Origin of the sequence: Microbacterium sp. CBA3102 (genome assembly GCF_007954505.1) — a bacterium.
Classification (GTDB): domain Bacteria; phylum Actinomycetota; class Actinomycetes; order Actinomycetales; family Microbacteriaceae; genus Microbacterium; species Microbacterium aurugineum.
In genome coordinates, this window is sequence record NZ_CP042412.1 from 2,886,089 (window position 1) to 2,912,276 (window position 26,188).

Genomic DNA, 26,188 nt, shown 5'->3' on the forward strand with positions numbered 1-26,188 from the left:
TCGCGCTGCGATCCCACTCGGCAGCACATCACCAGGAGCGTATAGCACCGTGTCTGATCGTTTCCGGGTCGGGCAGACGCATGTCGGCTCGTAGACTCGGATCATGACCGTGCCTTCCCCGTATGCAGACCGCCTGCGTCGCCTCCCCGTGCAGCGACACGAGGTCGAGGTGCGGGGTGCGATGACCGCGTACTGGGTGTACGGGCCCGAGGATGCTGAGACCACCGTCATCGCCGTGCACGGCTTCCGCGGCGAGCACCACGGCCTCGAACCGGTGTTGGCCTACCTTCCCGAAGTGCGTGTGATCGCCCCTGACCTCCCCGGTTTCGGCGAGTCGGCACCGTTGCCCGGGCGGCGGCACGACCTGGACGAGTACGCCGGTTGGCTCACGGACTTCGCGTCCGCGGTGGCGCCGGGTGCCGTGATCCTCGGGCACTCGTTCGGTTCGATCGTGACGGCAGCGGCCGTCGCGCGAGGTCTGGGCACCCCACGGCTGATCCTGCTGAACCCGATCGGTGCTCCGGCGCTGGAAGGCCCCAAAGGTCTGATGACGCGCCTTGCCGTGCTCTACTACGCGCTCGGTGCCCGTCTTCCGGAGCGGCTCGGAACCGCGCTGCTGCGCAACCGCGTCATCGTCCGGGTGATGAGCATCACGATGGCGAAGACGAAGGATCCCGCGCTGCGCCGGTTCATCCACGACCAGCACGACACCTACTTCTCGCGCTTCTCAGACCGCGACGTGCTGCGCGACGCCTTCGTCGCGAGCGTCTCGCACGACGTCCGGGAGTTCGCGCCCGAGATCGATGTCCCGACCCTGCTCGTGGCTGCGGAGCGCGACGACATCACCCCGATCGAGGCCGAGCGGAAGCTGGCGAAGACCTTCCGGGATGCCGAATTGGTCGAGATCGCTCACGTCGGCCATCTCATCCACTACGAGACGCCTGCCGAAGCGGCGGGTGCGGTGCGTCGCTTCCTCAGGATTCCCGTCGTGCGAGGCCGATGAGGCCCGCGACGCGGAACGGGATGACCTCGCCCATCGCGAGCGACGTCTCGGTGCGTTCCACCCCCTCGATCGACAGGATGCGGGCGTCGGTGTCGAAGAGATGGCGTGCATCGCGGCATGCGACCCGCGCGAGCAGATCGATCGACCCGCTCAGTCCGTGCGCCTGGACGACCTCGGGGATCCGGGCCAGTTCGTTGATGATGCGGGGGAGTTCCGTTTGTCGCACGCCGATGCTGACGAACGCCTGAAGCGGGAAGCCCAGGACGTCGGGGGAGAAGGACCGCTCGTAGGAGAGGAAGATCCCGCTCTGCTCCAACCGCGCCATCCGCGCCTGGATCGTGTTGCGTGACAGCCCCAGATTCTCCGCCAACGCCACGATCGTCGTCCTCGGGTCGTCGGCGAGAGCAGCGAGGAGTTCGAGATCGATACGGTCCAGTCCTGGCATAGTGCCAAACCTTAGCAGCACAGCCCCGACGCAAATTGAGCAACATGCTCAAGCGGGGTTCGAATGCTTGAGCGAGGTGTTCAGCAGACGTACTCTCGGACCATGCCGGTGATGACGCCGGCATCACCGCGCGGAGCCTCACGAGGGCCGCCGAGGACGAGGAGGACGATGATGTCACCGCAGATCACCCCCATCGCAGACACCGCCCAGGACCTGGAGCTCTCCGAGCGCATCTTGGCCCCGGACGGAAGCCGTGTCTCGAACCCTCGGTTGGACCCGTTCGTCTCGGACGTCGATGCCGAACAGCTGCGCTCCCTGCTCCGCGACATGGTCATCCTCCGCCGGATCGATGCCGAAGGCGTGGCGCTCCAGCGGCAGGGGCAGCTCGGTCTCTGGGCTCCCTGCCAAGGCCAGGAGGCCACGCAGATCGGTACTGCCCGGGCGATCGCGAAGGACGACTTCGTGTTCCCCAGCTACCGGGAGACCGGCGTCATCTACGCGCGCGGCGCAGAGCCCGGCGACTACGTGCGCATGTGGCGCGGTGAAGAGGGGGCAGCCTACGACCCCGCTGCACTCGGCGTTGCTCCGTTGCAGATCATCATCGGCGCGCAGACGCTTCACGCGGTCGGTTACGCCCTGGGCATTCAGCACGACGGTGCCGACGAAGTCGCGGTGACGTACTTCGGAGACGGCGCGACCAGCCAGGGCGATGTGAACGAGGCGATGATCTTCGCCGCGTCCTACCAGGCACCGGTCGTCTTCGTCTGCCAGAACAACCACTGGGCCATCTCGGAGCCGGTTGCGGTGCAGTCCCAATATCCGATCGCCGGGCGGGCGCCGGGGTTCGGCATCCCCAGCGTCCGCGTCGACGGAAACGATGTCCTCGCCTGCATGGCGGCCATGCGCTGGGCGCTCGATCACGCGCGCTCCGGCAAGGGGCCGGCCTACATCGAGGCGGTCACGTACCGCATGGGTCCGCACACGACGGCCGACGATCCGACGCGTTACCGCGACCAGGACGAACTCGAGTCGTGGCGCCGCCGCGATCCGATCGCGCGGCTGGAGGCACACCTGCGCGCCACCGGAGACCTGACGGACGAGGATCTCGCCGAGACTCAGGCGGCCGCCGACGTCATCGCGTCGGAGATGCGGGCGGCGTGCCTGAACATGGTGACGCGCCCGCCGCTGGCCGTGTTCGATGGGGTCTACGCCGATCCGCACACCGGGCTCGAGCGCCAGCGCGACGAGTACGCGGCGTACCTCGCGACCTTCGAAGGCGAGGTCTGAGCATGACCGAACTCACGCTCGGAAAGGCCCTCGGCGCAGGACTCCGCCAGGCGATGCGCGACGACGACAAGGTCGTTCTCCTCGGCGAGGACATCGGCAAGCTCGGTGGGGTGTTCCGCATCACCGATGGGCTCCTGGACGAGTTCGGCGCCGCGCGCGTGATCGACACCCCGCTGGCGGAGTCCGGCATCGTCGGTACAGCGGTCGGGCTCGCATTCCGCGGCTACCGACCGGTGGTCGAGATCCAGTTCGACGGCTTCGTCTATCCGGCCTTCGATCAGATCGTGGCGCAGGTCGCGAAGCTGCACTACCGCACGCAAGGGCGCGTCAAGATGCCCATCACCATCCGGATCCCGTGGGCTGGAGGCATCGGTGCGGCGGAGCATCACTCCGAGTCTCCGGAAGCGTACTTCGTCCACACCGCCGGATTGCGCGTGATCGCGGTCTCGAATCCCGAGGACGCGTACCGCAGCCTGCGGCAGGCGATCGCCTCGGATGATCCCGTGATCTTCTTCGAGCCGAAGCGGCTCTACCACCACAAGGGAGAGGTCGACCTCGACGCACCCCTCGCCGACGCACCTCCGATGGGATTGGCGCGTGTCGTCCGCGCCGGCACGGACGCAACGCTCATCACGTACGGAGCCATGGTGTCGACCGCGCTCCAGGCTGCCGAGGCTGCGGAAGACGAGGGCATCTCCCTGGAAGTCATCGACCTGCGCTCGCTCTCGCCGGTCGATTACGACTCGGTCGCCGCCTCCGTACGGAAGACCGGACGAGTCGTCGTTGCACACGAGGCCTCCCGCGAGGCCGGCGTCGCGGCCGAGGTGATCGCCAGCATCACCGAGCGCTGCTTCGAATACCTCGAGTCGGCGCCGCTGCGCGTCACCGGACACGACATCCCGTATCCGCCGGCGAAGCTCGAGAAATACCACCTGCCCGACCTCGATCGCCTGCTCGACGCGGTCGATCGCGTGCTGGATCGGCCGAACAGCTTGACGGGAGCAGACGCATGAACGCCGAGTTCCGCCTTCCCGATCTCGGGGAAGGGCTCACCGAGGCCGAAGTGGTGTCCTGGCTGGTCTCTCCCGGCGACACGGTCACGCTCAACCAGACGCTTGCCGAGGTCGAGACCGCGAAAGCGATCGTGGAACTTCCCTCTCCCTATGCCGGAACGGTGGCGACGCTCCACGCCGAGGCCGGCGAGACCGTCGCCGTCGGAGCACCCCTGATCGACTTCGACGTGGTCGGCGACGAGAGCGGGCCGACTCCGGCCGCCGCATCGGGGGAGAAGGCCCAGCCCAACCTCGTCGGTTATGGAGCGGCACCCACGTCTGCGGGACGTCCAGCGCGACGTGCTCGGCGAGTCGGCGTCACCGCGACTGCGGTCGACACGGCGGTCCTCGAGGCGGCGCCGCATGATGCCACCTCGTCCGCCGCCGTCGAGGCCCCGATCGAGCGGCCGCGATCGACACCACCGGTGCGCGCCCATGCGAAACGTCTCGGGATCGATCTGGTGCTCGTCGCCGCCGAGGTGGGCGACCGCGTCGTCACCCGCGCGGACGTCGACGCCTATGCGGAGCGGGTCGGCGCCGTGGGGACAGGGGGCGAGGAAGACGCGGTGAGCGGATCGACCGTGCCGTCCAGTGCCGCAGCTCTCGGCGACGAACAGCGCGAGACGCGCATCCCGATCCGCGGTGTGCGCAGACACACGGCTGCGGCGATGGTGCAGAGCGCGTTCACGGCGCCGCACGTCACCGTCTTCCACACGGTCGACGTGACCGGGACGATGGAACTCCTCGCCCGTCTCCGCGAAGACCGTTCGCTCGCCGAGCACCGCATCGGCCCGCTGACCGTCGTGGCGAAGGCGGTCTGCCTCGCGCTGGGGCGCACTCCTGGTCTGAACTCCCGGTGGGATGAGGCTGCCGGCGAGATCGTCCAGCACAACTACGTGGACCTCGGGATCGCCGCCGCGACGGATCGAGGCCTCATCGTCCCGATGATCAGGGACGCGGAACAGCTCACGCTGCTCGGCCTGGCGGATGCGGTGAAGTCGCTGGCCGAGGTCGCGCGCGCGGGAAAGACATCGCCCGCCGAGCTCGCGGGCGGCACGTTCTCGATCTCGAACATCGGCGTCTTCGGAGTCGATGCAGGCACTCCCATCCTTCCGCCGGGGCAGTCCGGGATCCTGGCGATCGGTGCTGTTCGGCGACAGCCATGGGAGCACCGCGGCGAGATCGCGCTTCGTGACCTCATGACGCTCAGCCTCTCGTTCGACCACCGCTTGGTGGACGGCGCGGAAGGAGCGCGGTTCCTCAAGGACGTCGCCGACATCCTCGAGGAACCGGGAAGAGCGATGCTCCTCAGGTAGTCGCGCGCAGAGCGGCCTCCGCCATCGCGACCAGCACGGTCGCGGTGGCGGAGCGCTGCCTGGCAGCGGCGCGCGTGCTGTGAGGGGTGGAGTTGATGAGTCCGAAACACGCCTGGACACGGAGGCGCAGTTCGTCTTGGTCGACCCCGCCCTCGGCAGCCGCGTGCAACGGCGACAGCGCCGACATCCAGAGCTCGATGTAGGAGCGCTGCAATCGGCGGACATCGGCGCGGTCGGAGTCGCTCAGATAGGCCAGGTCACGATCCTGCACCTGGATGACCTCGGCGTTGCCCAGAGCGAAGTCGACGTGGAAGCGGATCAACGCGCGCATCCGCTCATCGGCGGTCGGAGCTTCCTCGGCGACGCGCTGACCCCCTCGGATGAGGTCTTCGCTGACCTTGACGAGCACAGCGCCCAGCAGGGCTTGCTTCCCCGCGAAGTGGCGGTAGACGGCGGGACCGGAGACGCCGACGGCTGCGCCGATGTCCTCCAGGCTCACGCCGCTGTACCCGCGCGCGGCGAAGAGTCGTGCGGCGGCGTGCAGGATCGCATCGGACCGTTCGGCCTTGGCGCGGTCTCGGGCGGTGACCGGGCTTGTCATCTCAGTTAATCCTCGCTAACCTGAAGCAACGGGTTAGTGAACACTAACCGAAAGTGCATGCACCGCGCCAGGGCTCTCGCCCGCGCGGACGTGGGTCGAGGAGGACATCACGATGCCCGCAACTCAGGAGTCACTCGCGCGGGAGCTGCGAGAACGCCTCGCGACGGCCGCGCTCGGGGGACCGGAGGCGTCCCGAGAACGCCATGTCTCCCGGGGGAAGCTCCTCCCGCGCGACCGTGTCGCACGGGTCCTCGACGAAGGCAGCCCGTTCCTGGAGGTGGCCCCGCTCGCGGCCGACGGTCTGTACGGGGGAGAGGCCCCGGGAGCAGGTGTGATCGCCGGCATCGGTCTCGTCCACGGCCGTCACGTGATGGTCGTCTGCAACGACGCGACGGTGAAGGGAGGCACCTACTTCCCCCTCACCGTCAAGAAGCACCTGCGGGCGCAGGAGATCGCGCTCGAGAACCGTCTGCCGTGCCTCTACCTGGTCGACTCGGGAGGGGCATTCCTGCCGAAGCAGGACGAGGTGTTCCCGGACCGGGAGCATTTCGGCCGGATCTTCTTCAACCAGGCGCGCATGTCCGCGGAAGGTATCCCGCAGCTCGCCGCCGTGCTCGGCTCCTGCACGGCGGGTGGCGCGTACGTGCCCGCGATGAGTGACGAGACGGTGATCGTGAAGGGGCAGGGCACCATCTTCCTCGGCGGGCCACCGCTCGTGAAGGCCGCGATCGGCGAGGTCGTGACCGCGGAGGAGCTCGGCGGCGGTGAGTTGCACGCACGACGCAGCGGCGTGGTCGACCATCTCGCCGAAGACGATGAGCACGCACTCGAGATCCTTCGTGACATCGTCGCCACGCTTCCCCCGCCCGCAGCACCCGCGTGGGAAGTCGCCACCAGCCGCCCGCCGTCGGATCCATCCAGTCTCTACGACGCGGTTCCGGTCGATGTGAATGCCGCCTACGACGTGCACGAGGTCATCGCGCGGCTGGTCGACGGCGACACCTTCCTCGAGTTCAAGCCCGAGTACGGCACGACTCTGATCACCGGCTTCGCCCGACTCCACGGACATCCCGTCGGTGTCGTCGCGAACAACGGGGTGCTGTTCAGCGAGTCCGCGCTCAAGGGAGCGCACTTCATCGAGCTGTGCGACCAGCGCGGCATCCCTCTGCTCTTCCTGCAGAACATCACGGGATTCATGGTCGGTTCCGATGCCGAGGCCGGTGGTATCGCCAAGGACGGCGCGAAGATGGTGACAGCTGTCGCGAGCACGAGGGTGCCGAAGCTCACGGTCATCATCGGCGGATCCTTCGGGGCAGGCAACTACTCGATGTGCGGACGGGCGTACTCACCCCGCTTCCTCTGGACCTGGCCGGCCAGCCGCATCTCCGTGATGGGCGGGACGCAAGCGGCTTCGGTTCTCGCCACCGTCAAGGAAGACCAGCTCTCTGCGCGCGGCGAGAGCTGGAGCAGTGCCGAGCGCGCCGCCTTCGAGTCGCCGATCCGCGAACAGTATGAGCATCAGGGAGAGCCGTACTACGCGACTGCTCGACTGTGGGACGACGGCATCGTCGATCCCGCTCAGACCCGCGACCTTCTGGGCCTCGCCCTCGATGTCGTCGCCCGTAGTCCGCTGCCCGAACCGCGCTTCGGCGTCTTCCGGATGTGAGTGCCATGTCGTCGTCACCCGAGATCTCCTTCCACACCGTCCTCGTCGCCAACCGCGGCGAGATCGCCAGGCGCGTGATCCGCACCCTCCGCGCCCTCGGCATCCGCAGCGTCGCGGTGTACAGCGACGCCGATGCCTCGGCACCGCACGTGCGCGAGGCGGACGTTGCCGTGCGGATCGGTCCTGCACCGGCGGCGGAGTCGTACCTCGACATCGATGCCGTGATCGCAGCCGCCCGCAGCACCGGCGCCCAGGCCATCCACCCCGGCTACGGGTTCCTCTCCGAGAGCGTCGGACTCGCGGAGGCCTGCGCGGAGAGCGGCATCGTCTTCATCGGCCCCTCGGTGAAGGCTCTGCAGATCATGGGGGACAAAGCGCGCGCTCGTGACCATGTCCTGCGCCACGGCGTTCCCGTGGTCCCCGGCTTCGATGCCAAGGGCCTGTCCGATCTCGAGATCGCCGAGGAGGCGGAGCGCGTCGGGTACCCGCTGCTGGTGAAGCCCAGCGCCGGCGGCGGCGGCAAAGGTATGGAGGTCGTCGCCGACGCGAAGGGGCTTCCAGGCGCGCTCGCCTCCGCACGACGTGTGGCGGCCGCGGCGTTCGGGGACGATGCTCTGATCCTCGAACGCCTGATCAGGCGCCCTCGGCACATCGAGGTTCAGGTCTTCGGAGATGCGCACGGGACGGTCGTCGCGCTAGGCGAACGGGAATGCACGCTGCAGCGACGGCACCAGAAGGTCATCGAGGAGGCACCGTCCGCCGGGCTCCCCGCACATACCCGGGAACAGCTGCTCGCGGCGGCCGTCCTCGCGGCTGAGAGTGTCGAGTACGTCGGCGCGGGCACCGTCGAGTTCCTCATCGACGCCGATGCTCCCGATGAGGTGTTCTTCATCGAGATGAACACCCGGCTGCAGGTGGAGCACCCGGTGACCGAGGAGGTCACCGGGCTCGATCTCGTCGCTCTTCAACTCCGTGCCGCGGATGGGCTTCCGCTCGCGATCGCACCGCGCCTGCGTGGTCACGCCGTGGAGGCCCGCGTGTACGCGGAGTCGCCGGAGCGCGGATTCCTCCCCTCGACCGGGACGGTTCTGCTCTTCGAGCCCCCCATCGGCGTCCGCGTCGACGCGGCGATCGAGACAGGAAGCGCGGTGACGGGCTTCTACGACCCGATGATCGCGAAGGTGATCGCGTTCGCAGATGACCGTGCCACTGCACTTGCTCGTCTCGACGAGGCGCTCGCACGCACGGTCGTGCTGGGCGTCGAGACGAACATCGCGTTCCTCCGGGCCCTCTGTCAGGACGAGCGTGTCCTCGCCGGCGACCTCGACACGGGTCTCATCGACACCCTGCTTCCGTTCGACGCGGAGAGGCCTTCGTCGGCGCAGCTCGCCGCGGCGCAGGAGGCGGTAGCCGGGCACTCCGAGCCGGTGCGGACGAGCCCCCTGTGGCGTGAGCTTCCGGGGTGGCGCTTGGGGGCCGCAGAGGTGGCAGGCGCACCGTTCGTCGCACTCACGGACGCCGACGACGAGATCGCGCTCACGGAGACGTCTCCCACCGGGTCGCGCGAAGCGATCCGTGCCGCCGTGGATGGCGATGGAGCCGTGTGGGTCGCCGCGGGCGGCCGCACCGTGCGCCTCCGGCCCCTCGACCGGAAGCAGCGGATGCTGCGACGACTGTCCGCGCGTGACGCGGGGGTTGCGGCGACGGAACCGGAAGGACGCGCCCCGATGCCGGGCAGCGTCGTCGCGGTGCACGTCGCGGACGGGGATCCGGTGTCCGCCGGTGATGCACTCGTCTCGATCGAGGCGATGAAGATGGAACATTCTGTGCTCGCACCCCACGACGGGGTGGTGCATCTGCTGGTCGCGGTCGGCGACCAGGTACGGCGCGACCAACCGGTCGCCCGTGTGACGACGGAGGAGAGCTGAACATGGAAGATCTGTCCGAGGAGGAGCGCGAGCTCGCTGCCATGGTGCGGGAGTTCGCCGACACCGTCGTCGCGCCGCAGGCCTACGAGGCCGACCGCTCGCACACGCTGTCGATGGATGTCGTGGCGCAGATGGGCGATCTCGGATTGTTCGGACTGCCGTTCCCGGAGGAGTACGGCGGCCAGGGCGGCGACTACATGGCGCTCGGCATCGCGATCGAGGCACTCGGTCGCGTGGATCAGTCGATCGCGATCACGCTCGAGGCAGGTGTCAGCCTGGGCGCGATGCCGATCTTCCGCTTCGGCACCGAGGAGCAGCGCCGCGAGCTGCTGCCGGATCTTCTCGCAGGACGAGCGTTGGCGGGTTTCGGTCTCACCGAGCCGGAAGCGGGAAGCGATGCCGGTGCCACCAGGACCACGGCCCGACTCGACGGTGACGAATGGGTCATCGACGGCTCGAAGCAGTTCATCACCAACTCGGGCACGCCCATCACGCGCTTCGTGACCGTCACCGCCGTCACGGGGAACGAGAGCGGTCGCAAGGAGATCTCCACGATCATCGTCCCCAACGGCACGCCGGGGTTCACGGTCGAGGCACCGTACGACAAGGTGGGCTGGAACGCGTCCGATACGCATCCACTGACCTTCGACGGTGTCCGGGTGCCCGCATCGAACCTGCTGGGTGAGCGGGGAACGGGCTTCCGCAGCTTCCTCAGCATCCTCGACGAAGGGCGCATCGCGATCGCTGCGCTGTCGACCGGTGCAGCCGAGGGGTGTCTGGAGGCCGCTGTCGAGTACGCCCAGAGCCGCACCATCTTCGGCGCCGCGCTGAGTACTCGGCAGAACGCGCAGTTCACACTGGCACGGATGCGTGCGCGGGTGCATACCGCCCGACTCGCCTGGCACCACGCCGCCAGGCTGCGGGATGCGGGCAAACCCTTTGCCGAAGCGGCGGCGATCGCCAAGCTCGTCGGCGGCGAAGCTGCGATGGACAATGCCAGGGATGCGACCCAGATCTTCGGAGGGAACGGGTTCATGAACGAGTTCCCCGTGGCGCGTCACTACCGCGACTCGAAGATCCTCGAGATCGGTGAGGGCACCACCGAAGTACAGCTCCTCGTGATCGCACGGGGTCTCGGGCTCGCCGGGTAGCGTGGCCGGTATGACCACGCACGACATCCTCCAGCGGGGGCTGTACTACGAGGAGTTCGAGATCGACGCCCGTTACCTGCACCGTCCGGGGCGCACGGCGACCGAGGCCGACAACGTTCTCTTCACGACACTGACCATGAACACGCAGGCGCTCCATCTCGACGCGGCGTTCGCCGATGCGCAGGATCCGTTCCACGCGCGGCTGATGAACTCGATGTGGACCCTGTCGACGATGGTGGGCTCGTCGGTCGCCCAGTTGACGCAGGGGACCCTCGTGGCACAACTCGGCTTCGGTGACGTGGCATTCCCGCATCCGCTGTTCGCCGGCGACACGCTCTATACCGAGAGCGTCATCGTGGAGAAGCGGCTGTCCTCATCGCGACCGGGGCAGGGCATCGTGAAGATCGCGCACACCGGACGCAACCAGGATGGGACGGTCGTCGCCACCGCCGTGCGCTCTGTGCTCGTGCACTGCCTTCCGGAAGGAGCCACGGCGTGAATTTCGACCTCGGGCCCGCTTTGCTGTTCTGCCCCGCCGATCGCCCTGAGCGCTTCCAGAAGGCCTCTGAGCGAGCCGATGCCGTCATCCTCGACCTCGAGGATGCCGTGCTCCCGGATGCGAAGGATGCCGCGCGCCGGAACGTGATCGCCGCCGACATCGATCCTCACCGCGTGATCGTGCGGGTCAACGCCCCGGACACTGATGCCTTCATGGCCGACCTCTCGGCGCTGGCGCAGACCGACTTCCGCACCGTGATGGTCGCGAAGACGGAGAGCGCGGAGAGCCTGGCGGCATTCGATGAGCGCTACTCGCTGATCGCCCTCTGCGAGACCGCCCGTGGCGTCCACGCGGCGGACCGCATCGCCGCGCACCCGACGGTGTCCGCGATGATGTGGGGCGCCGAGGACCTCGTCGCCTCGCTCGGAGGGACCTCGTCACGGAACGCCGACGGAGGCTATCGCGACATCGCCCGGTACGCTCGCGCGCGTGTTCTCCTCGAGGCGGGCGCACACGGCAAGGCGGCCATCGACGCCGTGCACATCGATCTCGACGATTCGGACGGCCTTCAGCGGGAGGCGCGGGATGCCGCCGCCTCCGGTTTCCGCGCGACCGCCTGCATCCACCCGAGTCAGGTCGAGCTCATCCGTGCCGCCTACCGGCCCGATGACACGAGCATCGACTGGGCGCGTGCGGTGCTCGCAGCCGCCGAGAGCGAACGCGGTGTGTTCCGATTCGAAGGACGCATGATCGACGAACCCGTGCTTCGCCACGCGCGCTCCGTCGTCTCCCGCGCACGCTGACAGCGCGCGCGAGGATCAGCTCAGAGGACCGGTGACTCCTCCAGCAGGCGCAGGTACCCGGGGGCCGCGACGAAGCGGTGTACGGAGCCGTTGCGCAGGACATCGCCCTCACGGGGGAGCGTGCCACCGGAGACGTGGTCGATCACCGCGCGGATCACGCCGCCGTGCGCGACGACCAGAACGGACTCCGCCTGCGGAGCCGAACGGCGCCGCGCTTCGCGGTCGATCGCGTGGAGCGCGGCGATGGCGCGCACACCCACCTCGTGCAGCGTCTCCGCACCCGGCACCTCGGCGTGCCAGTCTCCGTAGGTGCGGATGTAGTCCTCGACGAGCAGCCCTTCGCCGTCGCCGAATTCACGCTCACGGATGTCCGGGACGACGGCGGCGAGCTCCAGTCCGAGCCTGTCCGCGATGATCTCCGCCGTCTCCCTGGCCCGAAGCAGCGGACTCGAGTACACGGCGTGATGGGTCGTCCCCGCGAGCTTCTCCGCAGCCCAACGTGCGTCTTCCCGACCGGTCTCGTTCAGCGGGATGTCGGTCGATCCCTGGATGCGCCGTGCGAGGTTCCAGTCGGTCTGGCCATGGCGGACGAGCGTGAGGTAGGTCACGTGAGGAGCTCCTGGAGTGCGGGGAGCACGTCGCTGGTACCTGCGGCGATGGTGAGATCGGCCCAGGTGTCCGCACGCGTCGGCTCCCGGTTGACGATGATGAGGGGGATGCTGCGGCGGCGGGCGCGTTCGACGAGGCGCACCCCTGAGTTGACCACGAGCGACGAGCCGGCGACGATCAGGGCGGAGCTGGAGCGGAGCAGCGACTCGGCCGCGCGGAAGCGGTCCTGCGGCACGTACTCGCCGAAGAAGACCACATCCGGCTTCAGCATCCCGTCGCACACCGTGCACACCGGGACGATGAAGCCGTCCGTGCTCTCGGGGAGCACGTCGCCGTCGGGCGCGAGAGCGATGTTCTCGGGGACGGTGATCCAGGGATTGCGTTCCTCGATCTGCACGGCGATGTCGCGGCGATCGAAGACCTGGCCGCAGTGCAGGCAGAGCACCCGGCGCATCGTGCCGTGCACCTCGATCACGTGGGAGCTTCCGGCACGCAGATGCAGTCCGTCGACGTTCTGGGTGATGACCCCGGACACTTTGCCGGCGGCTTCGAGTCGAGCAAGAGCTGTGTGCCCGGGGTTGGGGGCGGCACTGGCGAAGGCACGCCAGCCCAGATGCCCGCCCACCCAGTAGCGTCGCCGCGCCGCTTCGTCGCCGAGATAGGTCTGGATCGTCATCGGGTCGCTACGCGTTCGGGCTCCCTCGCCGCGGTAGGCGGGGATGCCCGAGTCGGTGGAGATGCCTGCTCCGGTCAAGAGGGCGATGCGCTTGCCGTGCAGCAGCTCTGCGGCGTAGGCGACGGTGGCCGACAGCTCGGCGGTGTTCGACACGCTCACGGGGACCTCCTCGAGCGAGTCTACGGTGTGGCGTCGACGGGGGATCGCGCGAGACGCCCCTTGCGCGCGTCGAGCGCGGCGGTGGCAGAGTGGGAGTCGTGCAACTGTTCCCGGTGACCGACGTCCACGATCCACGCCTCGACGACTACCGCGGGCTCACGGACACGGCTCTCAGAGCACTGAATGAACCGGCGGGCGGGCTGTACATCGCGGAATCGACGAAGGTCATCGCCCGGGCGATCGCCGCCGGACACCTTCCGCGCTCCGTCCTGGTGCAGGAGCGCCGGGTGGAGGACATCCGTGCGATCGTCGGTGCCTTCGACGTGCCGGTGTACGTCGTCCCCGACGAGGTCGCCGAGGCCGTCACCGGCTTCGCCGTGCATCGCGGGACGATCGCGTCGATGCACCGCCCGGAGCTGCCGTCCGTTCGCACGGTGCTGGAAGGGGCGACGCTCGTCCTCATCCTGGAGAACATCGGCGATCACACGAACGTGGGGGCGGCCTTCCGGGCGGCGGCCGGACTGGGCGCCGATGCCGTCCTGGTGTCGCCGGGTGGCGCGGATCCGCTGTACCGGCGGAGCGTCCGAGTCAGCATGGGAACGGTGTTCCAGGTGCCGTGGACACGCATCGTCGACTGGGGCTCCGCGGTCGAGGACCTCCACGCCGCCGGGTTCGACATCGCCGCGCTCGCCTTGCGCGATGATGCCGTGTCGCTCGATGCGTACGCAGCCGCACGGCCGGAGCGCGTCGCACTCGTGATGGGCTCCGAGGGGGACGGTCTCTCCCGGACGGCGCTCGACGCGGCCGATCACATCGTCACGATCCCGATGAGCGGGGGAGTGGACTCGCTGAACGTGGCATCGGCGGCCGCGGTCGCGCTCTGGGCGATGCAGCGCTGAAGCTCAGTCCCTTTCGGGCAGCACGACCGGCGAGGGCTCGGGCCGCTTGGCGGCGATGTTGTCGCCGGATGACTGGTGCCGCAGCCGACGGAGCACCCACGGGACCAGATGCTCCCGTGCCCAGCCGAGGTCTTCCGACCGCGCCTCCCGCCAGGTCCGCAGCGGGAAGGGCTCGGGCTGCATGGACTCGAGATCGTTCGGGACGTTGAGGGCGCGCAGCACCATCCGGGCGACTTCGTGGTGGCCGAGTGCGTTGTAGTGGAGGCGGTCGTCGTCGAAGAAGCGCATGTCCTGCACGACCTTGAGCGCCCACTGGTCGGCGACGATGCAGTCGTGGCGCTCGGCGATCGCACGGACGTTCTCGTTGTAGATCGCGACCTTCCCTCGGAAGGCGCGGAAGACCGGCGTGAAGCCGGTGTCGATTCCGGTGAAGAGCAGCACTGCCGCCCCCGTCGAAGCGAGGCGGGCGACGGCGTCGTCGAGTTGGCTGGCGATCGCATCCGGATCGGTGCCCGGGCGGATCACGTCGTTGCCGCCGGCGCAGATGGACACGAGGTCCGGGCGCAGCGCCACCGCGGGCTCGACCTGGTCGGCGACGATCTGCGCGATCAGCTTGCCGCGCACCGCGAGGTTCGCATAGGCGAAGTCGTCCACCTGCGCGGCGAGGACTTCGGCGACGCGGTCAGCCCAGCCGCGGTGGCTTCCCGGATGTGCCGGATCGGGGTCGCCGATCCCCTCGGTGAACGAGTCGCCGAGTGCCACGAACCGGCGCCACGGATGCGCCGTCTCGTTGGGTACATAGGGGGTCCGAGTCGAATCCTGGTCGGTCATCCAGCTCTCCTTCGCGAACGTTCCGCGGAGCGGCGGTGGCCGCAGCGCAGTGACAGATCCTACCCCGAGGGACCGACCGATGGGCGGGGCGCGCGCGGGGGAGTGCGGCGGGTGACGCAGTGTCGTCGGCAACGATTATCGTGGAGTCGATGCTCTCTCCGTCCTTTCCTCAGCGTGCCCCATGGGGAACCGCGAGCAAGCTGCGTGCCTGGCAGCAGGAAGCGCTGGACCAGTACTTCCGCGACGACCAACGGGACTTCCTCGTCGCGGCCACACCCGGTGCCGGCAAGACCACCTTCGCCTTGACTCTCGCGGTCGAGCTGATGCGCATGGGCGAGGTCAATCGGATCATCGTCGTCGCGCCGACGGAACACCTCAAGACGCAGTGGGCGGATGCCGCGTCGCGGGTGCACATCCGCCTCGATCCTCGGTTCCGCAACAGCGACTGGGCACCGGCGCGGCACTATCACGGTGCCGTCGTGACCTACGCGCAGGTCGCGGCGAAGTCCTCCGTGCATCGGCATCTGACGGAAGACGCGAAGACCCTCGTGATCCTCGACGAGGTGCATCACGGCGGGGATGCGTTGAGCTGGGGAGACGCCATCCGCGATGCGTACGGCCCCGCGAAGCGGCGTCTGCTGTTGTCGGGGACCCCGTTCCGAAGCGATACGGCACCGATCCCGTTCGTCGAGTACCACCCCGACGAGTCCGGTGCGCGCGTCTCACGCACCGACTACAACTACGGCTACGGGCGGGCGTTGGCGGACGGCGTCGTGCGGCCGGTGCTGTTCCACATGTATGCCGGAAAGATGCGCTGGCGCACGACCACGGGCGACGAGCTCGAGACGCACCTCGGTCAGGACAACACGAAGGACGTGACGTCGCAGGCCTGGCGCACGGCACTCGATCCCGAGGGCGACTGGATGCCCGCGGTGCTGTCCGCAGCGGACCGACGCCTCACCGAGATCCGCCACCACGTTCCCGATGCCGGCGGGCTCGTCCTCGCCACGGATCAGACGGTCGCGCGCGCCTACGCGAAGATCCTCCACAGCATCACACGTCAACAGCCGACGATCGTGCTCTCCGACGACGCCACGGCCTCCGAACGCATCGAGAAGTTCAGCGCGAGCACGGACCGGTGGATGGTCGCCGTGCGCATGGTCTCGGAAGGCGTCGATGTGCCGCGGCTCGCTGTCGGCGTGTACGCCACCTCCTCCTCGACGCCTCTGTTCTTCGCGCAGGCCATCGGTCGGTTCGTGCGAGCCCGCCGTCGCGGTGAGGCCGCCAGTGTGTTCCTGCCGCAGGTGCCTGTGCTCATGGGCCTGGCGAACGAGATGGACAAACAGCGCGATCACGCGCTCGACCGTCAGTCGAAAGAGGAAGACGGTCTCGATGATTCGTTGCTCGAGAGTGCGAACCGGGAAGAGGAGACGTCTGACGCGCTGACACAGGAGTTCAGCTATCAGGCGCTCTCCTCGGTCGCCCACTTCGATCGGGTCGTGTTCGAGGGCCAGGAGTTCGGTCAGCTGGCCGAGCCGGGTACGCCGGAGGAAGAGGAGTTCATCGGATTCCCCGGGCTCCTCGAACCCGAGCACGTGCATGAGCTGCTCATGCAGCGACAATCGCGGCAATCCCGGTTGCGGGAGGCTCGGGAGGCCTCCGCGGGCCCCGCCGAGACGACGACGCTGCCCCCGCCGCTTCACCGCACGCTGAAGGAGCAGCGACAGCTGTTGAACAGCCTCGTCGGCCTGTACGCCCGGCAGAAGGGCGAACCGCACGGCGCGGTCCATGCCGAACTTCGGCGGATCTGCGGCGGCCCCGCGGTCGCACAAGCCACGGTGACGCAACTGCAGTCGCGCATCGAGGTCCTGCGCAAGCGCGTGCGCTCCTGAGCTGAGCGATCGGTGCGTGTCGGACGCGACCTCGTGCCGCCCGATTCGGATCCCCGAAATGCTGTCAATCCGCGTCTGAGCGAGGTGTCGGCGGGGCGGTCCGGATAGCGTGGAACGGTTGCCCGCGCCCGGGCATTGCCCGTTCTGGAGGATCCATGACAGCGCCCGCTGCCGACACCCCGACCCCCGCCGACCGTCGGCGCTGGGCCCGCTATCTCGTCGAGGAGCGCGCTGAGGGCTCCGTCTACCAGAAGCTCGCAGCCCGACGCACGGGGGAGGAGCGGGAGATCCTGCTCAGCCTCGCTGATGCGGAACGTCGACACGAGCAGCACTGGCTCGATCTGCTCGGAGCGGAGCCCGAGAAGCTCCCCCGGGCGGGTGTCCGGTCGAGGATGCTCGGCTGGATGGCCGGTCGGTTCGGATCGATCTTCGTGCTGGCCCTCGCGCAGAACGCCGAAGCGCGTTCGCCGTATGACTCCGAGCAGTATGCGACCCCGGCGATGCGTGCCGACGAGAAGGTCCACTATGAGGTCGTCCGTGGACTCGCGGCTCGAGGTCGACGGCGCCTCTCCGGCTCGTTCCGCGCTGCCGTCTTCGGTGCCAACGACGGCCTCGTGAGCAATCTCGCTCTCGTGCTCGGTATCGGCGCGACCGGGGTCAGCTCGGGATTCGTCCTGTTCAGCGGCATCGCCGGCCTCCTCGCCGGTGCCCTGTCGATGGGCGCGGGAGAGTTCGTGTCCGTGCGGTCGCAGCGCGAGTTGCTCGCAGCCACCGCCGCCAACGACGATGCCACGGCGTCCGCGGGAGACCTCGACATCGACGAGAACGAACTGGCGCTCGTCTATCGCGCGCGCGGCATGGAACAGGAGGAGTCGCTGGCTCGCGCTCGGCGTATCGTCACCGCCGCGCAGGCCGGGGTACGCGGAGCCGCGACCGGCCCGATCAACGCCCAGCGCGCGGACGACCATGAGATCGTCGGCAGCGATTGGACTGCGGCGGTCTCGAGCTTCCTGCTGTTCGCCTCCGGCGCGATCATCCCCGTGCTGCCGTGGATCTTCGGGCTGGAGGGGACGAACGCGATCGTCGTCGCACTGGTGCTGGTCGGCATCGCGCTGCTGAGCACCGGCGCCATGGTCGGGGTGCTCTCGGGCGGACCGCCCTTGCGGCGCGCACTCCGTCAGCTCGCGATCGGCTTCGGAGCGGCAGCGATCACCTATGTGCTCGGCGTGCTCTTCGGCGTCGGGGCAGTCTGACCGATCCAGGCGAGGAGATCGTGATCGTCAGAGCGCCGTCCTCGTCACGGATGATGCCCGGGGTGCGGTCTCCGATCGAGTATCCCGCGATCGGATCGCCGACCAGGTAGCGACCACGATCGAACCGGAACGGGAACGAAGAAGCCCCGGAGCATTCCTGGCGAACCAGTCATGCTCCGGGGCTGTCTGTGCGCGGAGGGGGACTTGAACCCCCACGCCCTTACGGGCACTACGACCTCAACGTAGCGCGTCTACCATTCCGCCACCCGCGCAGGTGTTGGATGATCGTTGCCGACCGAAGAATGACATTACCACGTCCTCAGCGGGCACTCGAACCGAACCATACGCCCGGGCGTGGCGCGTGGTTTCGATAGCCTGGAGCCATGACCGATCCGTCTCTTCCGGAGGTCGCGCGCGTCGCGAGCGACCTGATCCGCTTCGACACATCCAACTTCGGCGGAGGGAACGCGAAGGGCGAACGCGAGGCCGCGGAGTACGTCGGGTCCTACCTGGAAGCGTTGGGGCTCGAGGTCGAGTACTACGAACCCGTTGCGCGGCGCACCAACGTGATGGCGCGGGTGCCCGGGCGCGACCGCGACAAGCCTGCACTGGTCGTCCATGGGCACCTCGACGTCGTGCCGGCAATGGCCGAGGACTGGAGTGTCGACCCCTTCGCCGGCATCGTGCAGGACGGCATGCTGTGGGGGCGCGGCGCCGTCGACATGAAGAACATGAACGCGATGATCCTCACCGCAGTCGCCGACATCCTCCGCGCCGGAGAGCGCCCGGAGCGCGATCTGGTGCTGGCTTTCTTCGCTGACGAAGAGAACGGCGGTGTCGAAGGGTCGGCGCTCGTCGTGCAGAACCGACCCGAGTGGTTCGCCGGGGCGACGGCGGCGATCAGCGAAGTCGGTGGCTACTCGATCACGGTGGACGACCGTCGGGCGTACCTGCTGCAAGTCGGCGAGAAGGCCCTGATCTGGATCCGTCTGGTCGCGAAGGGTCGCGCGGGACACGGGAGTCGCCTGCACGACGACAACGCGGTCACGAAGCTCGCCGAGGCGGTGGCGGCGATCGGTCGCACCCGGTGGCCGATCCGCCTGACGCCGACCACGACGGCGCTGCTCGAAGGGCTCAGCGCGCTGAGCGGACGCAGCGTGGACGACCCCGACGCCCTCGCGGAAGCCGCGGGACCTGCCGAGGCGTTCCTGCGTTCCTCGTTCCGGACCACCACGAACCCCACGGTCCTCAGCGCGGGATACAAGCACAACGTGATTCCCGAGCGCGCGGAGGCGCTCATCGATGTCCGCGTGATCCCCGGGACCGAGGACGACGTGCTCGCCGAGCTTCAGAGCATCGTGGGGGACGACATCGAGATCGAGACGGTCGTGCGAGACATCGGCATGGAGACCCCGTTCGAAGGCGAACTGGTCGAGGCGATGGTCGCGAGCATCGGGCGTCACGACCCGGGCATCCCGGTGATCCCGTACCTCCTGGGTGCGGGCACCGACAACAAGGCACTGGCCTACCTCGGGATCACGGGGTACGGATTCGCACCGCTGAAGCTCCCCACCGATCTCGACTTCACAGGGATGTTCCACGGAGTCGATGAACGAGTGCCCGTAGAATCGCTTGTCTTCGGCCAGCGTGTGCTGGCCGATCTGCTGCGCACGTACTGAGCGCCGGCCGCTCCGTGCCGCGATGACACCGAAAGCCCCTCCATGCACCTGTTCGAAGCACTGATCCTGGGCATCGTCCAGGGACTCACCGAGTTCCTCCCGATCTCCTCCAGCGCCCACCTCCGTATCCTCGGAACCTTCCTTCCGTCAGGGGAGGACCCGGGCGCGGCCTTCACCGCCATCACCCAGATCGGCACCGAGGCGGCTGTCGTCGTGTTCTTCTGGCGCGATATCGTCCGCATCATCACGCAGTGGTTCCGATCCCTCGTCGGCAAGGCCCCGCGCAACGATCCGGATGCCCGCATGGGGTGGATGATCATCATCGGCAGCATCCCGATCGTCGTCCTGGGTCTGCTCTTCCAGGACCAGATCGAAACCGTCCTGCGGTCGATGTGGATCGTCGCGATCATGCTCATCGTTTTCGGAATCCTGCTCGGCGTCGCCGACCACATCGGTGCGAAGCGTCGCAAGCTCAACGATCTGACCTACCCCCACGGCGTCGCCTTCGGATTCGCTCAGGCATTGGCGCTGATCCCCGGGGTCTCTCGCTCGGGTGGCACCATCACCATGGGGCTGTTCCTGGGCTACGAGCGCGCTGCTGCCGCGCGCTATGCCTTCCTCCTGGCGATTCCCGCCGTCTTCGGCAGCGGTTTCTACCAGGTCTTCAAGAGCTGGGACGAGCCGTCGTTCTTCTCGTTCGGGGACACTCTCGCGGCCACCGGCATCGCCTTCGTGGTCGCGCTCGGGGTGATCGCGTTCTTCATGAGCTGGATCTCGAAGCGCAGCTTCCTGCCGTTCGTGATCTACCGGATCCTGCTGGGCACGGTATTGCTCGTGCTGCTCGGGACCGGGGTGATCGCGGCCTGATCCGGCGTCAGCGCTTGCGGTCGCCCGGTCCGTCGTCGCGGCGACGGAGGTAGCGCTCGAAAGCCTGCGCGATCGCGTCGCCGGAGGCTTCGGGGGAGTCCCAGGTGTCTCGGGTGCGCTCGAGCTGGCGGATGTACTCGGCCATGTCCTCGTCATCGGCCGCTGCCGCATCGATCGAGGCTTCCCAGGCGGCGGCCTCGGTGCGGAGCGCCTGGCGGTCGACGTCGACGCCCGTGAGCTCCTCCAGCCGATCCAGGAGAGCGAGCGTCACCTTCGGTGAAGGCGTCGCCGAGGCAACGTAGTGGGGGACGCTGGCCCAGAGGCTTGCCGTGGGGATTCCCGCGTTCTCGGCGAAGTGCTCGAACACGGTGAGGATCCCGACCGGTCCCTCATAGAGCGAGCGATCGAGTCCGTGCGCCTCACGGACCTGCTCGTTCTGACTGGACGCGAAGATCGAGATCGGCCGGGTATGCGGAACATCCGAGAGCATCGCACCGAGGGTGACGAATCCCGTGATGTCGTCGCGCAGAGCGACGTCGATGAACTCCGAGGCGAACGCCTGCCAGGTACGTGCCGGTTCGGCTCCCGTGAGCAGCCAGAATTCCGGGCCGGGCGCGGGGTTCCGTGGGCGCCAGAGTCCGGCTTCCGGCCAGGTGAGCTGGCGGCGGCCCTCGGCATCCATGCGAGTCGACGGTCGCGTGTACTGGTAGTCGAAGTAGAGCTCGGGGTCGACCGAGTGCACGAGGTCGTACTCCGTCGATGTGCGCAGTGCCTCTATCGCAGCGCTGGCGGCTTCACCCGCATCGTTCCAGCCGTCGAAGGCGGCGATGACGATGCGCGGACCGAGAACATCCATCGAGGGCTCCCTTCGAGTTCGCAGATGTGATCCTTCCAGGCTAGTCCGCGACGGCGGGATGCGGGTGGCACCCCGGCTAGCATGGGTTCGGTGAGCAGAAAGCCCAGCGCAGTCCTGTGGGACATGGACGGAACACTCGTCGACACCGAACCGTATTGGATGGCCGCCGAGACGGCGCTGGTCGAGTCCTTCGGCGGATCATGGAGCCACGAAGACGCATTGCGACTCGTCGGCAGCGGTCTGATCGACAGCGCCGTGATCCTGCAGAACGCGGGTGTGGCGATGGAAGCCGAGGCGATCGTCTCGCACCTGACCGACGTCGTGCAGCAGTCGCTTCGCACTCAGGGTGTCCCGTTCCGGCCTGGCGCGCGCGAACTGCTCCGTGATCTCCGGGACGCGGGAATCCCCACCGGTCTGGTGACCATGTCACTGCGCCGGATGGCACTGGACGTCGTGGAATTGATCGACTTCGAGGCGTTCGACATCGTCGTCGCCGGTGATGACGTGGAGAACCCGAAACCGCATCCGGAGCCGTATCTGCAGGGGGCGGCACTCCTGGACGTCGACATCGCCGAGGCCATCGTCATCGAAGACTCGCCCACCGGGGTGCGAGCGGGGCTTGCCTCGGGCGCAGTGACGCTGGCGGTGCCGCACATCGTGCCGCTGGACGGACTCGGTGCGCACGATCTGTGGGCGACACTCGCCGGACGTGGCGCCGACGATCTCACCGACCTGTTCGACAGCCACAGCGCCGCGACGGGAGCGATCCGATGACCGATACCGCCGCGCCGCGGCCGAGCGGCCCGTTCCGCGCGGGCGATCGTGTCCAGCTCACGGGACCCAAGGGACGCCTGCACACCGTGACGCTCCGCGAGGACGGAGAGCTCCACACGCATCAGGGTGTTCTGCGCCACCGTGACCTGATCGGGCTTCCGGACGGTTCCGTCGTGGCGAACAGCTCCGGGCACGACTATCTGGCGCTCCGGCCTCTGCTGCGTGACTTCGCGATGTCGATGCCGCGCGGCGCGGCGATCGTGTACCCGAAGGACGCCGCCCAGATCGTCATGCAAGCGGACATCTTCCCTGGGGCGACCGTGGTCGAAGCAGGTGTCGGTTCCGGTGCGCTGTCGTTGTCGCTGCTGCGCGCGGTGGGTCCGGCAGGGAAACTGATCTCGTTCGAGCGCCGCGAGGACTTCGCCGATGTCGCGCGCGCGAACGTCGAGACCTTCTTCGGTGAGAACCCGGACACCTGGCGTGTCGTCGTGGGAGACCTCGTCGAAGCCCTGCCGACCGAGGTGCCGGCGGCATCCGTCGACCGCGTCGTGCTCGACATGCTCGCGCCGTGGGAGTGCATGGACGCCGTCGCCGACGCGCTCACCCCGGGTGGAGTGGTCCTCTGCTACGTGGCGACGGCGACGCAGCTCTCGCGAGTCGCGGAGTACATCAGGGGCACCGGGCTCTTCACCGACCCGGACGCGTCGGAGACGATGGTCCGCGGATGGCACGTCGAGGGACTCGCGGTGCGCCCCGACCACCGGATGGTCGCCCACACCGGCTTCCTCCTCACCGCGCGCCGACTCGCCCCGGGAGCGATCGCTCCTTCGGTCAAGCGCCGTGCGTCCAAGAGCAGCTACGGCGACGAGGACGTGGAGGCCTGGACACCGGGAGCCGTCGGCGACCGCGAGATCAGCGACAAGAATCTGCGCAAGCGCGCGCGGGAGGCCGAGAAGGCGGCAGAGGGGGCGCGCCTGGCGGCCGCTTCGCGCGATTCCTCGCACCCGACGGAATAGACTGGAGCGCGTGCGTAAAACGTCCGCCGTTCTGGCCTCCCTCAGCCTTGCCGTCCTCGCCCTGACCGGCTGCACCGTCGCGTCGCCCGACAGTGCTGCCGCCTGTGATCGTGGCACCGACGACAAGGTCTTGAACATCGCCGACGTGAGCGGTGACCTCGGCTCGGTTCCCGACGTCGACGTCTTCGGCCCGGTCAAGACGGACGAGACCTCGTTCGCCGACGTCACCGTCGGGGACGGTCTGGCACTCGGATCGGACTTCCAGCCCGTGGTGCTCGATATCGCCTTCTTCGGCGGAGACAGCGGCAAGGCTCTGTACAAGTCCGAGTTCAACGGCGACCCGAGCCGCGTGCACAGCATCGACTACTGGGCTCAGCGTTCCGCGGGTCTTGCAGACGTGCTGGAGTGCGCCACCGGTGGTAGCCGTGTCCTCGCCGTCCTGACTCCGGAGGACTTCGGGGCCCAGAACGTCCAGGCGTTCGGACTCGACGAAGGGGAGAACATCGTCGCGGTCATCGATGTGCTCGATGTCATGCCGTCGAAGGCGTCCGGTGCGTTGCAGTTCAATGACGCGCGCGGCCTTCCCAGCGTCGTGCGGGCTCCCGACGGCACACCCGGCATCATCGTCCCCGACGTTCCGGCGCCGACCGAGATCGTCACGCAGACGCTGATCAAGGGCGATGGTCCGAAGGTCGAGGAGGGCGACATCGTGGTCTCCAACGTCATGGGCGTCGACTGGGATGAGAAGACCGTGACCACGTCCTCGTGGGGCAAGGACGCGAGCGTGAGCGTCGCCGCCGAGCAGATGGTGGGCGCCACCGTCGGTTCGCAGCTCCTCGTCGTGTTCCCCGCAACAGAGAGCGCTCCCGCCACCGCGATCGTCGTCGACATCCTGGGCGCAGTGGCGGCGCCGACGCAGTGATGGCCGCCCGTATCCCCGCGGAGGAGCGCCTGACGAATCTCGTCGTGGCGCTGATGGCCACGGAGATCGGGCTGACGAAGCAGCAGATCCTCGACAACGTCTCCGGCTACCGCCAACGAGCGGAAGCGGGCACGCGTTCCGATGCGCTCGAGAAGATGTTCGAACGCGACAAGGACGAGTTGCGGACGCTCGGCGTGCCGATCGAGACGATCGGTGACGCCGCTGATCCGAACGATCTCCGTGAGGCCCGCTACCGTATTCCGCAGGCAGAATACGACCTTCCGAGTGACATCGTGTTCTCTCCGGCGGAACTGGCAGTGCTGCGTCTCGCCGGCAGCGTCTGGAGCGCGGAGTCCGTTTCCGGGGATGCACAGTCCGGCGTGCGCAAGATCCGCGCTCTCGGGATCGACGGTGACGAGCCGATCATCGGCTTCGCCCCACGCATCACGGCGCGTGACGCGGCGTTCGCTCCTCTCCAGGATGCGATCGAGCGCTGTCGTGTCGTCACATTCGACTACCTGAAGCCCGGCGAGGAGGCGCCGCGGCGACGACGCATTCGTCCGCTCGCCCTCGTCGACTACGAGGCTCGGTGGCATGTGTTCGGGATCGATGTCGATGTCGATGAAGACCGGACGTTCCTGCTGGGCCGGATCGTCGGAGACGTCAAGGTGAGTTCGACGGGCTTCGAGGCGAATCTGCGCGACGGCGCGGGGGAGAGGGCTCTCGCCGGGCTCGAACGCGTCGCGTCGGAGAACTCGGCATTGCTCGAGGTCACGCCCGGCACCGAAGCCGCGCTCCGCCTCGGACGACGCGCGGTTCCGGCGACGCAGGGGATCCATGTTCCCTTCGTCGATCTGCACATCCTCGCGGATGAGCTGGCGTCCTACGGCCCAGAGGTCCGCGTGGTCGAGCCCGCCCCGCTCCGCGATGCGGTGATCTCCCGGCTCGAAGCAGTCGTCGATGCGCATGCTGATGCGGAGGACGCAGGATGAATCCGAAGCCCAAGCCGCTTCTCGCCGCCGAACGGGTGCGGCTCTATCTGACGCTCGTCCCCTATCTCCTCGAACACGGCCAGGTCTCGCTCGCGGAAGCAGCGGAGGAGTTCGGCGTCACGCCGCAGGAGATGCGCGGGATGGTAGAGAAGCTCACCGTCATCGGGCTTCCCGGGGAGTCCGGGTACTGGCAGCAGCCGCAGGAGATGTTCGACATCAACTGGGACCTGCTCGATCTCGAGGACGTGATCGAGATCACGAACGACGTCGCGCTGCGGCGAGTGCCTCGGTTCACCGCTCGTGAAGCCGCGGCCCTGCTCGCAGGCCTCCAGATGGTCGCGGCCGTGCCCGCGGTGTCGGATTCCGGACTCGTCGCGGGTCTCATCTCGAAGTTGTCCCGTGGCGCCGCCGATGCGCCCGCAGATGTCGTCGTCGCGCCGAGCGCGGTCGACGAGGTCCGCGAAGCGGTCGCGCGTGGTCTTCACGACGGTGTCGCGATCTCCTTCACCTACCAGGCCCCTGACGCCGCCCCGACCACACGCACGGTCGACCCGATGCAGATCCTGATCACCAACGGGCAGTGGTACCTGCAGGGGTGGTGCCACCTGCGTCAGGCGATGCGCACGTTCCATCTCGATCGTGTGAGCGCGCCCCAGCTGACGCAGATCCCGATCACCCACGGCGGGGATCACGTACCTGAGGCGTTCGCCGGTCTCGACGACGAGCGCGAGGTCACGGTGCGCGTGCCGGAACGCCTCGCCCCGCTGCTGGCCGGATTCGTCCCCACGGGGGAGCTCGAGGTGGTAGACGGTTTCGTGGCCACGCAACTGCACCTCGCCGACCCGCGCGGGATCAAGCGGCTCGCGGCGCGCTTCGGCGGGGCGATGGAGGTCATCGATCCCGGTGTCGCACGCACGGCCACCAGGGAGTGGGCCGCCTCGGGACTCGCGCTGTATCACCAGCCCGATGCGAAGAATTGATCTGTAGACTGAATCGAACGCTCACCGACGAC

25 protein-coding genes and 1 tRNA gene are annotated in these 26,188 nt (G+C 68.1%); 19 read left to right on the top strand and 7 right to left on the bottom strand.

Annotation, left to right across the window (positions count from 1 at the left end):
• Positions 1-103: 103 nt before the first annotated feature.
• A complete protein-coding gene (locus FGL91_RS13810; protein ID WP_153244107.1) occupies positions 104-1,003 on the top strand; it encodes an alpha/beta fold hydrolase in 900 nt (299 codons plus the stop codon).
• Here the strand turns inward: FGL91_RS13810 and FGL91_RS13815 are convergent.
• Entirely contained in the window at positions 975-1,448 is a 474-nt protein-coding gene (locus FGL91_RS13815) for an Lrp/AsnC family transcriptional regulator (RefSeq protein WP_028501915.1), read from the bottom strand. The genes FGL91_RS13810 and FGL91_RS13815 overlap by 29 nt on opposite strands.
• Before the next feature lie 171 nt (positions 1,449-1,619).
• On the opposite strand from FGL91_RS13815, the gene pdhA reads away from it, so the two are divergent.
• The 3 genes from pdhA to FGL91_RS13830 are packed head-to-tail and all read left to right on the top strand — an operon-like array spanning position 1,620 to position 5,103.
• Positions 1,620-2,735 carry a pyruvate dehydrogenase (acetyl-transferring) E1 component subunit alpha gene (gene pdhA / locus FGL91_RS13820; RefSeq protein ID WP_153244746.1) on the top strand — a complete coding sequence of 372 codons (1,116 nt, stop codon included), beginning with the start codon at positions 1,620-1,622 and terminating at the stop codon, positions 2,733-2,735.
• A 2-nt stretch (positions 2,736-2,737) separates the two neighbouring features.
• Complete coding sequence (locus tag FGL91_RS13825; protein ID WP_131490996.1) at positions 2,738-3,748, top strand: alpha-ketoacid dehydrogenase subunit beta; 1,011 nt, start codon at positions 2,738-2,740, stop codon at positions 3,746-3,748.
• A complete protein-coding gene (locus FGL91_RS13830) occupies positions 3,745-5,103 on the top strand; it encodes a dihydrolipoamide acetyltransferase family protein (RefSeq protein WP_153244108.1) in 1,359 nt (452 codons plus the stop codon). The genes FGL91_RS13825 and FGL91_RS13830 overlap by 4 nt, the downstream gene beginning before the upstream one ends.
• Here the strand turns inward: FGL91_RS13830 and FGL91_RS13835 are convergent.
• Positions 5,096-5,704 carry a TetR/AcrR family transcriptional regulator gene (locus FGL91_RS13835; protein ID WP_131490998.1) on the bottom strand — a complete coding sequence of 203 codons (609 nt, stop codon included), beginning with the start codon at positions 5,702-5,704 and terminating at the stop codon, positions 5,096-5,098. The genes FGL91_RS13830 and FGL91_RS13835 overlap by 8 nt on opposite strands.
• 112 nt (positions 5,705-5,816) lie before the next feature.
• Here FGL91_RS13835 and FGL91_RS13840 point away from each other — a divergent pair, with 112 nt between their 5' ends.
• Genes FGL91_RS13840 through FGL91_RS13860 form a run of 5 tightly spaced genes read left to right on the top strand, consistent with a single transcriptional unit; the run spans position 5,817 to position 11,751 of the window.
• Positions 5,817-7,370 carry a carboxyl transferase domain-containing protein gene (locus tag FGL91_RS13840; RefSeq protein ID WP_153244109.1) on the top strand — a complete coding sequence of 518 codons (1,554 nt, stop codon included), beginning with the start codon at positions 5,817-5,819 and terminating at the stop codon, positions 7,368-7,370.
• Between the two features lie 5 nt (positions 7,371-7,375).
• Entirely contained in the window at positions 7,376-9,298 is a 1,923-nt protein-coding gene (locus tag FGL91_RS13845) for an acetyl/propionyl/methylcrotonyl-CoA carboxylase subunit alpha (protein ID WP_153244110.1), read from the top strand.
• A 2-nt stretch (positions 9,299-9,300) separates the two neighbouring features.
• Entirely contained in the window at positions 9,301-10,449 is a 1,149-nt protein-coding gene (locus tag FGL91_RS13850; RefSeq protein WP_153244111.1) for an acyl-CoA dehydrogenase family protein, read from the top strand.
• Positions 10,450-10,459: 10 nt separating this feature from the next.
• A complete protein-coding gene (locus tag FGL91_RS13855) occupies positions 10,460-10,948 on the top strand; it encodes a MaoC family dehydratase (protein ID WP_047519727.1) in 489 nt (162 codons plus the stop codon).
• Entirely contained in the window at positions 10,945-11,751 is an 807-nt protein-coding gene (locus FGL91_RS13860) for an HpcH/HpaI aldolase/citrate lyase family protein (RefSeq protein WP_131491002.1), read from the top strand. The genes FGL91_RS13855 and FGL91_RS13860 overlap by 4 nt, the downstream gene beginning before the upstream one ends.
• A gap of 20 nt (positions 11,752-11,771) precedes the next feature.
• On the opposite strand, the gene FGL91_RS13865 is transcribed toward FGL91_RS13860, so the two are convergent.
• Both FGL91_RS13865 and FGL91_RS13870 read right to left on the bottom strand, forming a co-directional pair.
• On the bottom strand, positions 11,772-12,359 hold the full coding sequence (locus tag FGL91_RS13865) for a histidine phosphatase family protein (protein ID WP_047519628.1): 588 nt from the start codon (positions 12,357-12,359) through the stop codon (positions 11,772-11,774).
• Positions 12,356-13,195: a Sir2 family NAD-dependent protein deacetylase gene (locus tag FGL91_RS13870; protein ID WP_131491004.1), complete on the bottom strand. Its 840-nt coding sequence runs from the start codon at positions 13,193-13,195 to the stop codon at positions 12,356-12,358. The genes FGL91_RS13865 and FGL91_RS13870 overlap by 4 nt, the downstream gene beginning before the upstream one ends.
• Positions 13,196-13,293: 98 nt before the next feature.
• On the opposite strand from FGL91_RS13870, the gene FGL91_RS13875 reads away from it, so the two are divergent.
• The gene (locus FGL91_RS13875; RefSeq protein WP_131491005.1) at positions 13,294-14,094 is read left to right on the top strand and encodes a TrmH family RNA methyltransferase; all 801 of its coding nucleotides are present in this window, start codon (positions 13,294-13,296) and stop codon (positions 14,092-14,094) included.
• A 3-nt stretch (positions 14,095-14,097) separates the two neighbouring features.
• On the opposite strand, the gene FGL91_RS13880 is transcribed toward FGL91_RS13875, so the two are convergent.
• Positions 14,098-14,925, bottom strand: a complete 828-nt coding sequence (locus tag FGL91_RS13880) for an SGNH/GDSL hydrolase family protein (protein ID WP_131491006.1) — start codon at positions 14,923-14,925, stop codon at positions 14,098-14,100.
• A 149-nt stretch (positions 14,926-15,074) separates the two neighbouring features.
• On the opposite strand from FGL91_RS13880, the gene FGL91_RS13885 reads away from it, so the two are divergent.
• Together FGL91_RS13885 and FGL91_RS13890 are read left to right on the top strand one after the other, a co-directional pair.
• Entirely contained in the window at positions 15,075-16,817 is a 1,743-nt protein-coding gene (locus FGL91_RS13885) for a DEAD/DEAH box helicase (RefSeq protein ID WP_052193259.1), read from the top strand.
• A gap of 155 nt (positions 16,818-16,972) precedes the next feature.
• Positions 16,973-18,070 carry a VIT1/CCC1 transporter family protein gene (locus FGL91_RS13890; protein WP_047519620.1) on the top strand — a complete coding sequence of 366 codons (1,098 nt, stop codon included), beginning with the start codon at positions 16,973-16,975 and terminating at the stop codon, positions 18,068-18,070.
• 189 nt (positions 18,071-18,259) lie between these two features.
• Here the strand turns inward: FGL91_RS13890 and FGL91_RS13895 are convergent.
• A tRNA-Leu gene (locus FGL91_RS13895) sits at positions 18,260-18,342 on the bottom strand.
• A gap of 111 nt (positions 18,343-18,453) precedes the next feature.
• Between FGL91_RS13895 and FGL91_RS13900 the strand changes: the two genes are divergently transcribed.
• Together FGL91_RS13900 and FGL91_RS13905 are read left to right on the top strand one after the other, a co-directional pair.
• On the top strand, positions 18,454-19,749 hold the full coding sequence (locus tag FGL91_RS13900) for a M20/M25/M40 family metallo-hydrolase (RefSeq protein ID WP_131491008.1): 1,296 nt from the start codon (positions 18,454-18,456) through the stop codon (positions 19,747-19,749).
• Between the two features lie 42 nt (positions 19,750-19,791).
• Positions 19,792-20,616: an undecaprenyl-diphosphate phosphatase gene (locus FGL91_RS13905; RefSeq protein ID WP_131491009.1), complete on the top strand. Its 825-nt coding sequence runs from the start codon at positions 19,792-19,794 to the stop codon at positions 20,614-20,616.
• 7 nt (positions 20,617-20,623) lie between these two features.
• On the opposite strand, the gene FGL91_RS13910 is transcribed toward FGL91_RS13905, so the two are convergent.
• On the bottom strand, positions 20,624-21,472 hold the full coding sequence (locus tag FGL91_RS13910) for a PAC2 family protein (protein ID WP_131491010.1): 849 nt from the start codon (positions 21,470-21,472) through the stop codon (positions 20,624-20,626).
• 90 nt (positions 21,473-21,562) lie between these two features.
• Here FGL91_RS13910 and FGL91_RS13915 point away from each other — a divergent pair, with 90 nt between their 5' ends.
• From FGL91_RS13915 to FGL91_RS13935, 5 genes are read left to right on the top strand one after another with little or no spacing between them, the layout of a single operon-like run.
• Positions 21,563-22,246, top strand: coding sequence for an HAD family hydrolase (locus FGL91_RS13915; RefSeq protein ID WP_256536394.1), 684 nt, complete (start codon positions 21,563-21,565; stop codon positions 22,244-22,246).
• Positions 22,243-23,262 (top strand): tRNA (adenine-N1)-methyltransferase, encoded by a 1,020-nt coding sequence (locus FGL91_RS13920; RefSeq protein ID WP_131491011.1) that lies wholly within the window; start codon positions 22,243-22,245, stop codon positions 23,260-23,262. Before FGL91_RS13915 ends, FGL91_RS13920 begins: the two co-directional genes overlap by 4 nt.
• 10 nt (positions 23,263-23,272) lie before the next feature.
• The gene (locus tag FGL91_RS13925; RefSeq protein WP_153244112.1) at positions 23,273-24,184 is read left to right on the top strand and encodes a hypothetical protein; all 912 of its coding nucleotides are present in this window, start codon (positions 23,273-23,275) and stop codon (positions 24,182-24,184) included.
• Complete coding sequence (locus FGL91_RS13930) at positions 24,184-25,176, top strand: helix-turn-helix transcriptional regulator (RefSeq protein ID WP_153244113.1); 993 nt, start codon at positions 24,184-24,186, stop codon at positions 25,174-25,176. The genes FGL91_RS13925 and FGL91_RS13930 overlap by 1 nt, the downstream gene beginning before the upstream one ends.
• Positions 25,173-26,156, top strand: a complete 984-nt coding sequence (locus FGL91_RS13935; RefSeq protein WP_131491014.1) for a helix-turn-helix transcriptional regulator — start codon at positions 25,173-25,175, stop codon at positions 26,154-26,156. Before FGL91_RS13930 ends, FGL91_RS13935 begins: the two co-directional genes overlap by 4 nt.
• Positions 26,157-26,188: the final 32 nt, after the last annotated feature.

What these genes read in the sequence shown, in the direction of transcription:
- FGL91_RS13935 (WP_131491014.1), top strand. Translation starts at nt 25,173, where the DNA reads ATGAATCCGAAGCCCAAGCCGCTTCTCGCCGCCGAACGGGTGCGGCTC.
- FGL91_RS13850 (WP_153244111.1), top strand. Translation starts at nt 9,301, where the DNA reads ATGGAAGATCTGTCCGAGGAGGAGCGCGAGCTCGCTGCCATGGTGCGG.
- FGL91_RS13830 (WP_153244108.1), top strand. Translation starts at nt 3,745, where the DNA reads ATGAACGCCGAGTTCCGCCTTCCCGATCTCGGGGAAGGGCTCACCGAG.
- FGL91_RS13885 (WP_052193259.1), top strand. Translation starts at nt 15,075, where the DNA reads ATGCTCTCTCCGTCCTTTCCTCAGCGTGCCCCATGGGGAACCGCGAGC.
- FGL91_RS13810 (WP_153244107.1), top strand. Translation starts at nt 104, where the DNA reads ATGACCGTGCCTTCCCCGTATGCAGACCGCCTGCGTCGCCTCCCCGTG.
- FGL91_RS13845 (WP_153244110.1), top strand. Translation starts at nt 7,376, where the DNA reads ATGTCGTCGTCACCCGAGATCTCCTTCCACACCGTCCTCGTCGCCAAC.
- FGL91_RS13920 (WP_131491011.1), top strand. Translation starts at nt 22,243, where the DNA reads ATGACCGATACCGCCGCGCCGCGGCCGAGCGGCCCGTTCCGCGCGGGC.
- FGL91_RS13855 (WP_047519727.1), top strand. Translation starts at nt 10,460, where the DNA reads ATGACCACGCACGACATCCTCCAGCGGGGGCTGTACTACGAGGAGTTC.
- FGL91_RS13930 (WP_153244113.1), top strand. Translation starts at nt 24,184, where the DNA reads ATGGCCGCCCGTATCCCCGCGGAGGAGCGCCTGACGAATCTCGTCGTG.
- pdhA (WP_153244746.1), top strand. Translation starts at nt 1,620, where the DNA reads ATGTCACCGCAGATCACCCCCATCGCAGACACCGCCCAGGACCTGGAG.
- FGL91_RS13900 (WP_131491008.1), top strand. Translation starts at nt 18,454, where the DNA reads ATGACCGATCCGTCTCTTCCGGAGGTCGCGCGCGTCGCGAGCGACCTG.
- FGL91_RS13880 (WP_131491006.1), bottom strand. Translation starts at nt 14,925, where the DNA reads ATGACCGACCAGGATTCGACTCGGACCCCCTATGTACCCAACGAGACG.
- FGL91_RS13910 (WP_131491010.1), bottom strand. Translation starts at nt 21,472, where the DNA reads ATGGATGTTCTCGGTCCGCGCATCGTCATCGCCGCCTTCGACGGCTGG.
- FGL91_RS13825 (WP_131490996.1), top strand. Translation starts at nt 2,738, where the DNA reads ATGACCGAACTCACGCTCGGAAAGGCCCTCGGCGCAGGACTCCGCCAG.
- FGL91_RS13905 (WP_131491009.1), top strand. Translation starts at nt 19,792, where the DNA reads ATGCACCTGTTCGAAGCACTGATCCTGGGCATCGTCCAGGGACTCACC.
- FGL91_RS13840 (WP_153244109.1), top strand. Translation starts at nt 5,817, where the DNA reads ATGCCCGCAACTCAGGAGTCACTCGCGCGGGAGCTGCGAGAACGCCTC.
- FGL91_RS13890 (WP_047519620.1), top strand. Translation starts at nt 16,973, where the DNA reads ATGACAGCGCCCGCTGCCGACACCCCGACCCCCGCCGACCGTCGGCGC.
- FGL91_RS13815 (WP_028501915.1), bottom strand. Translation starts at nt 1,448, where the DNA reads ATGCCAGGACTGGACCGTATCGATCTCGAACTCCTCGCTGCTCTCGCC.
- FGL91_RS13835 (WP_131490998.1), bottom strand. Translation starts at nt 5,704, where the DNA reads ATGACAAGCCCGGTCACCGCCCGAGACCGCGCCAAGGCCGAACGGTCC.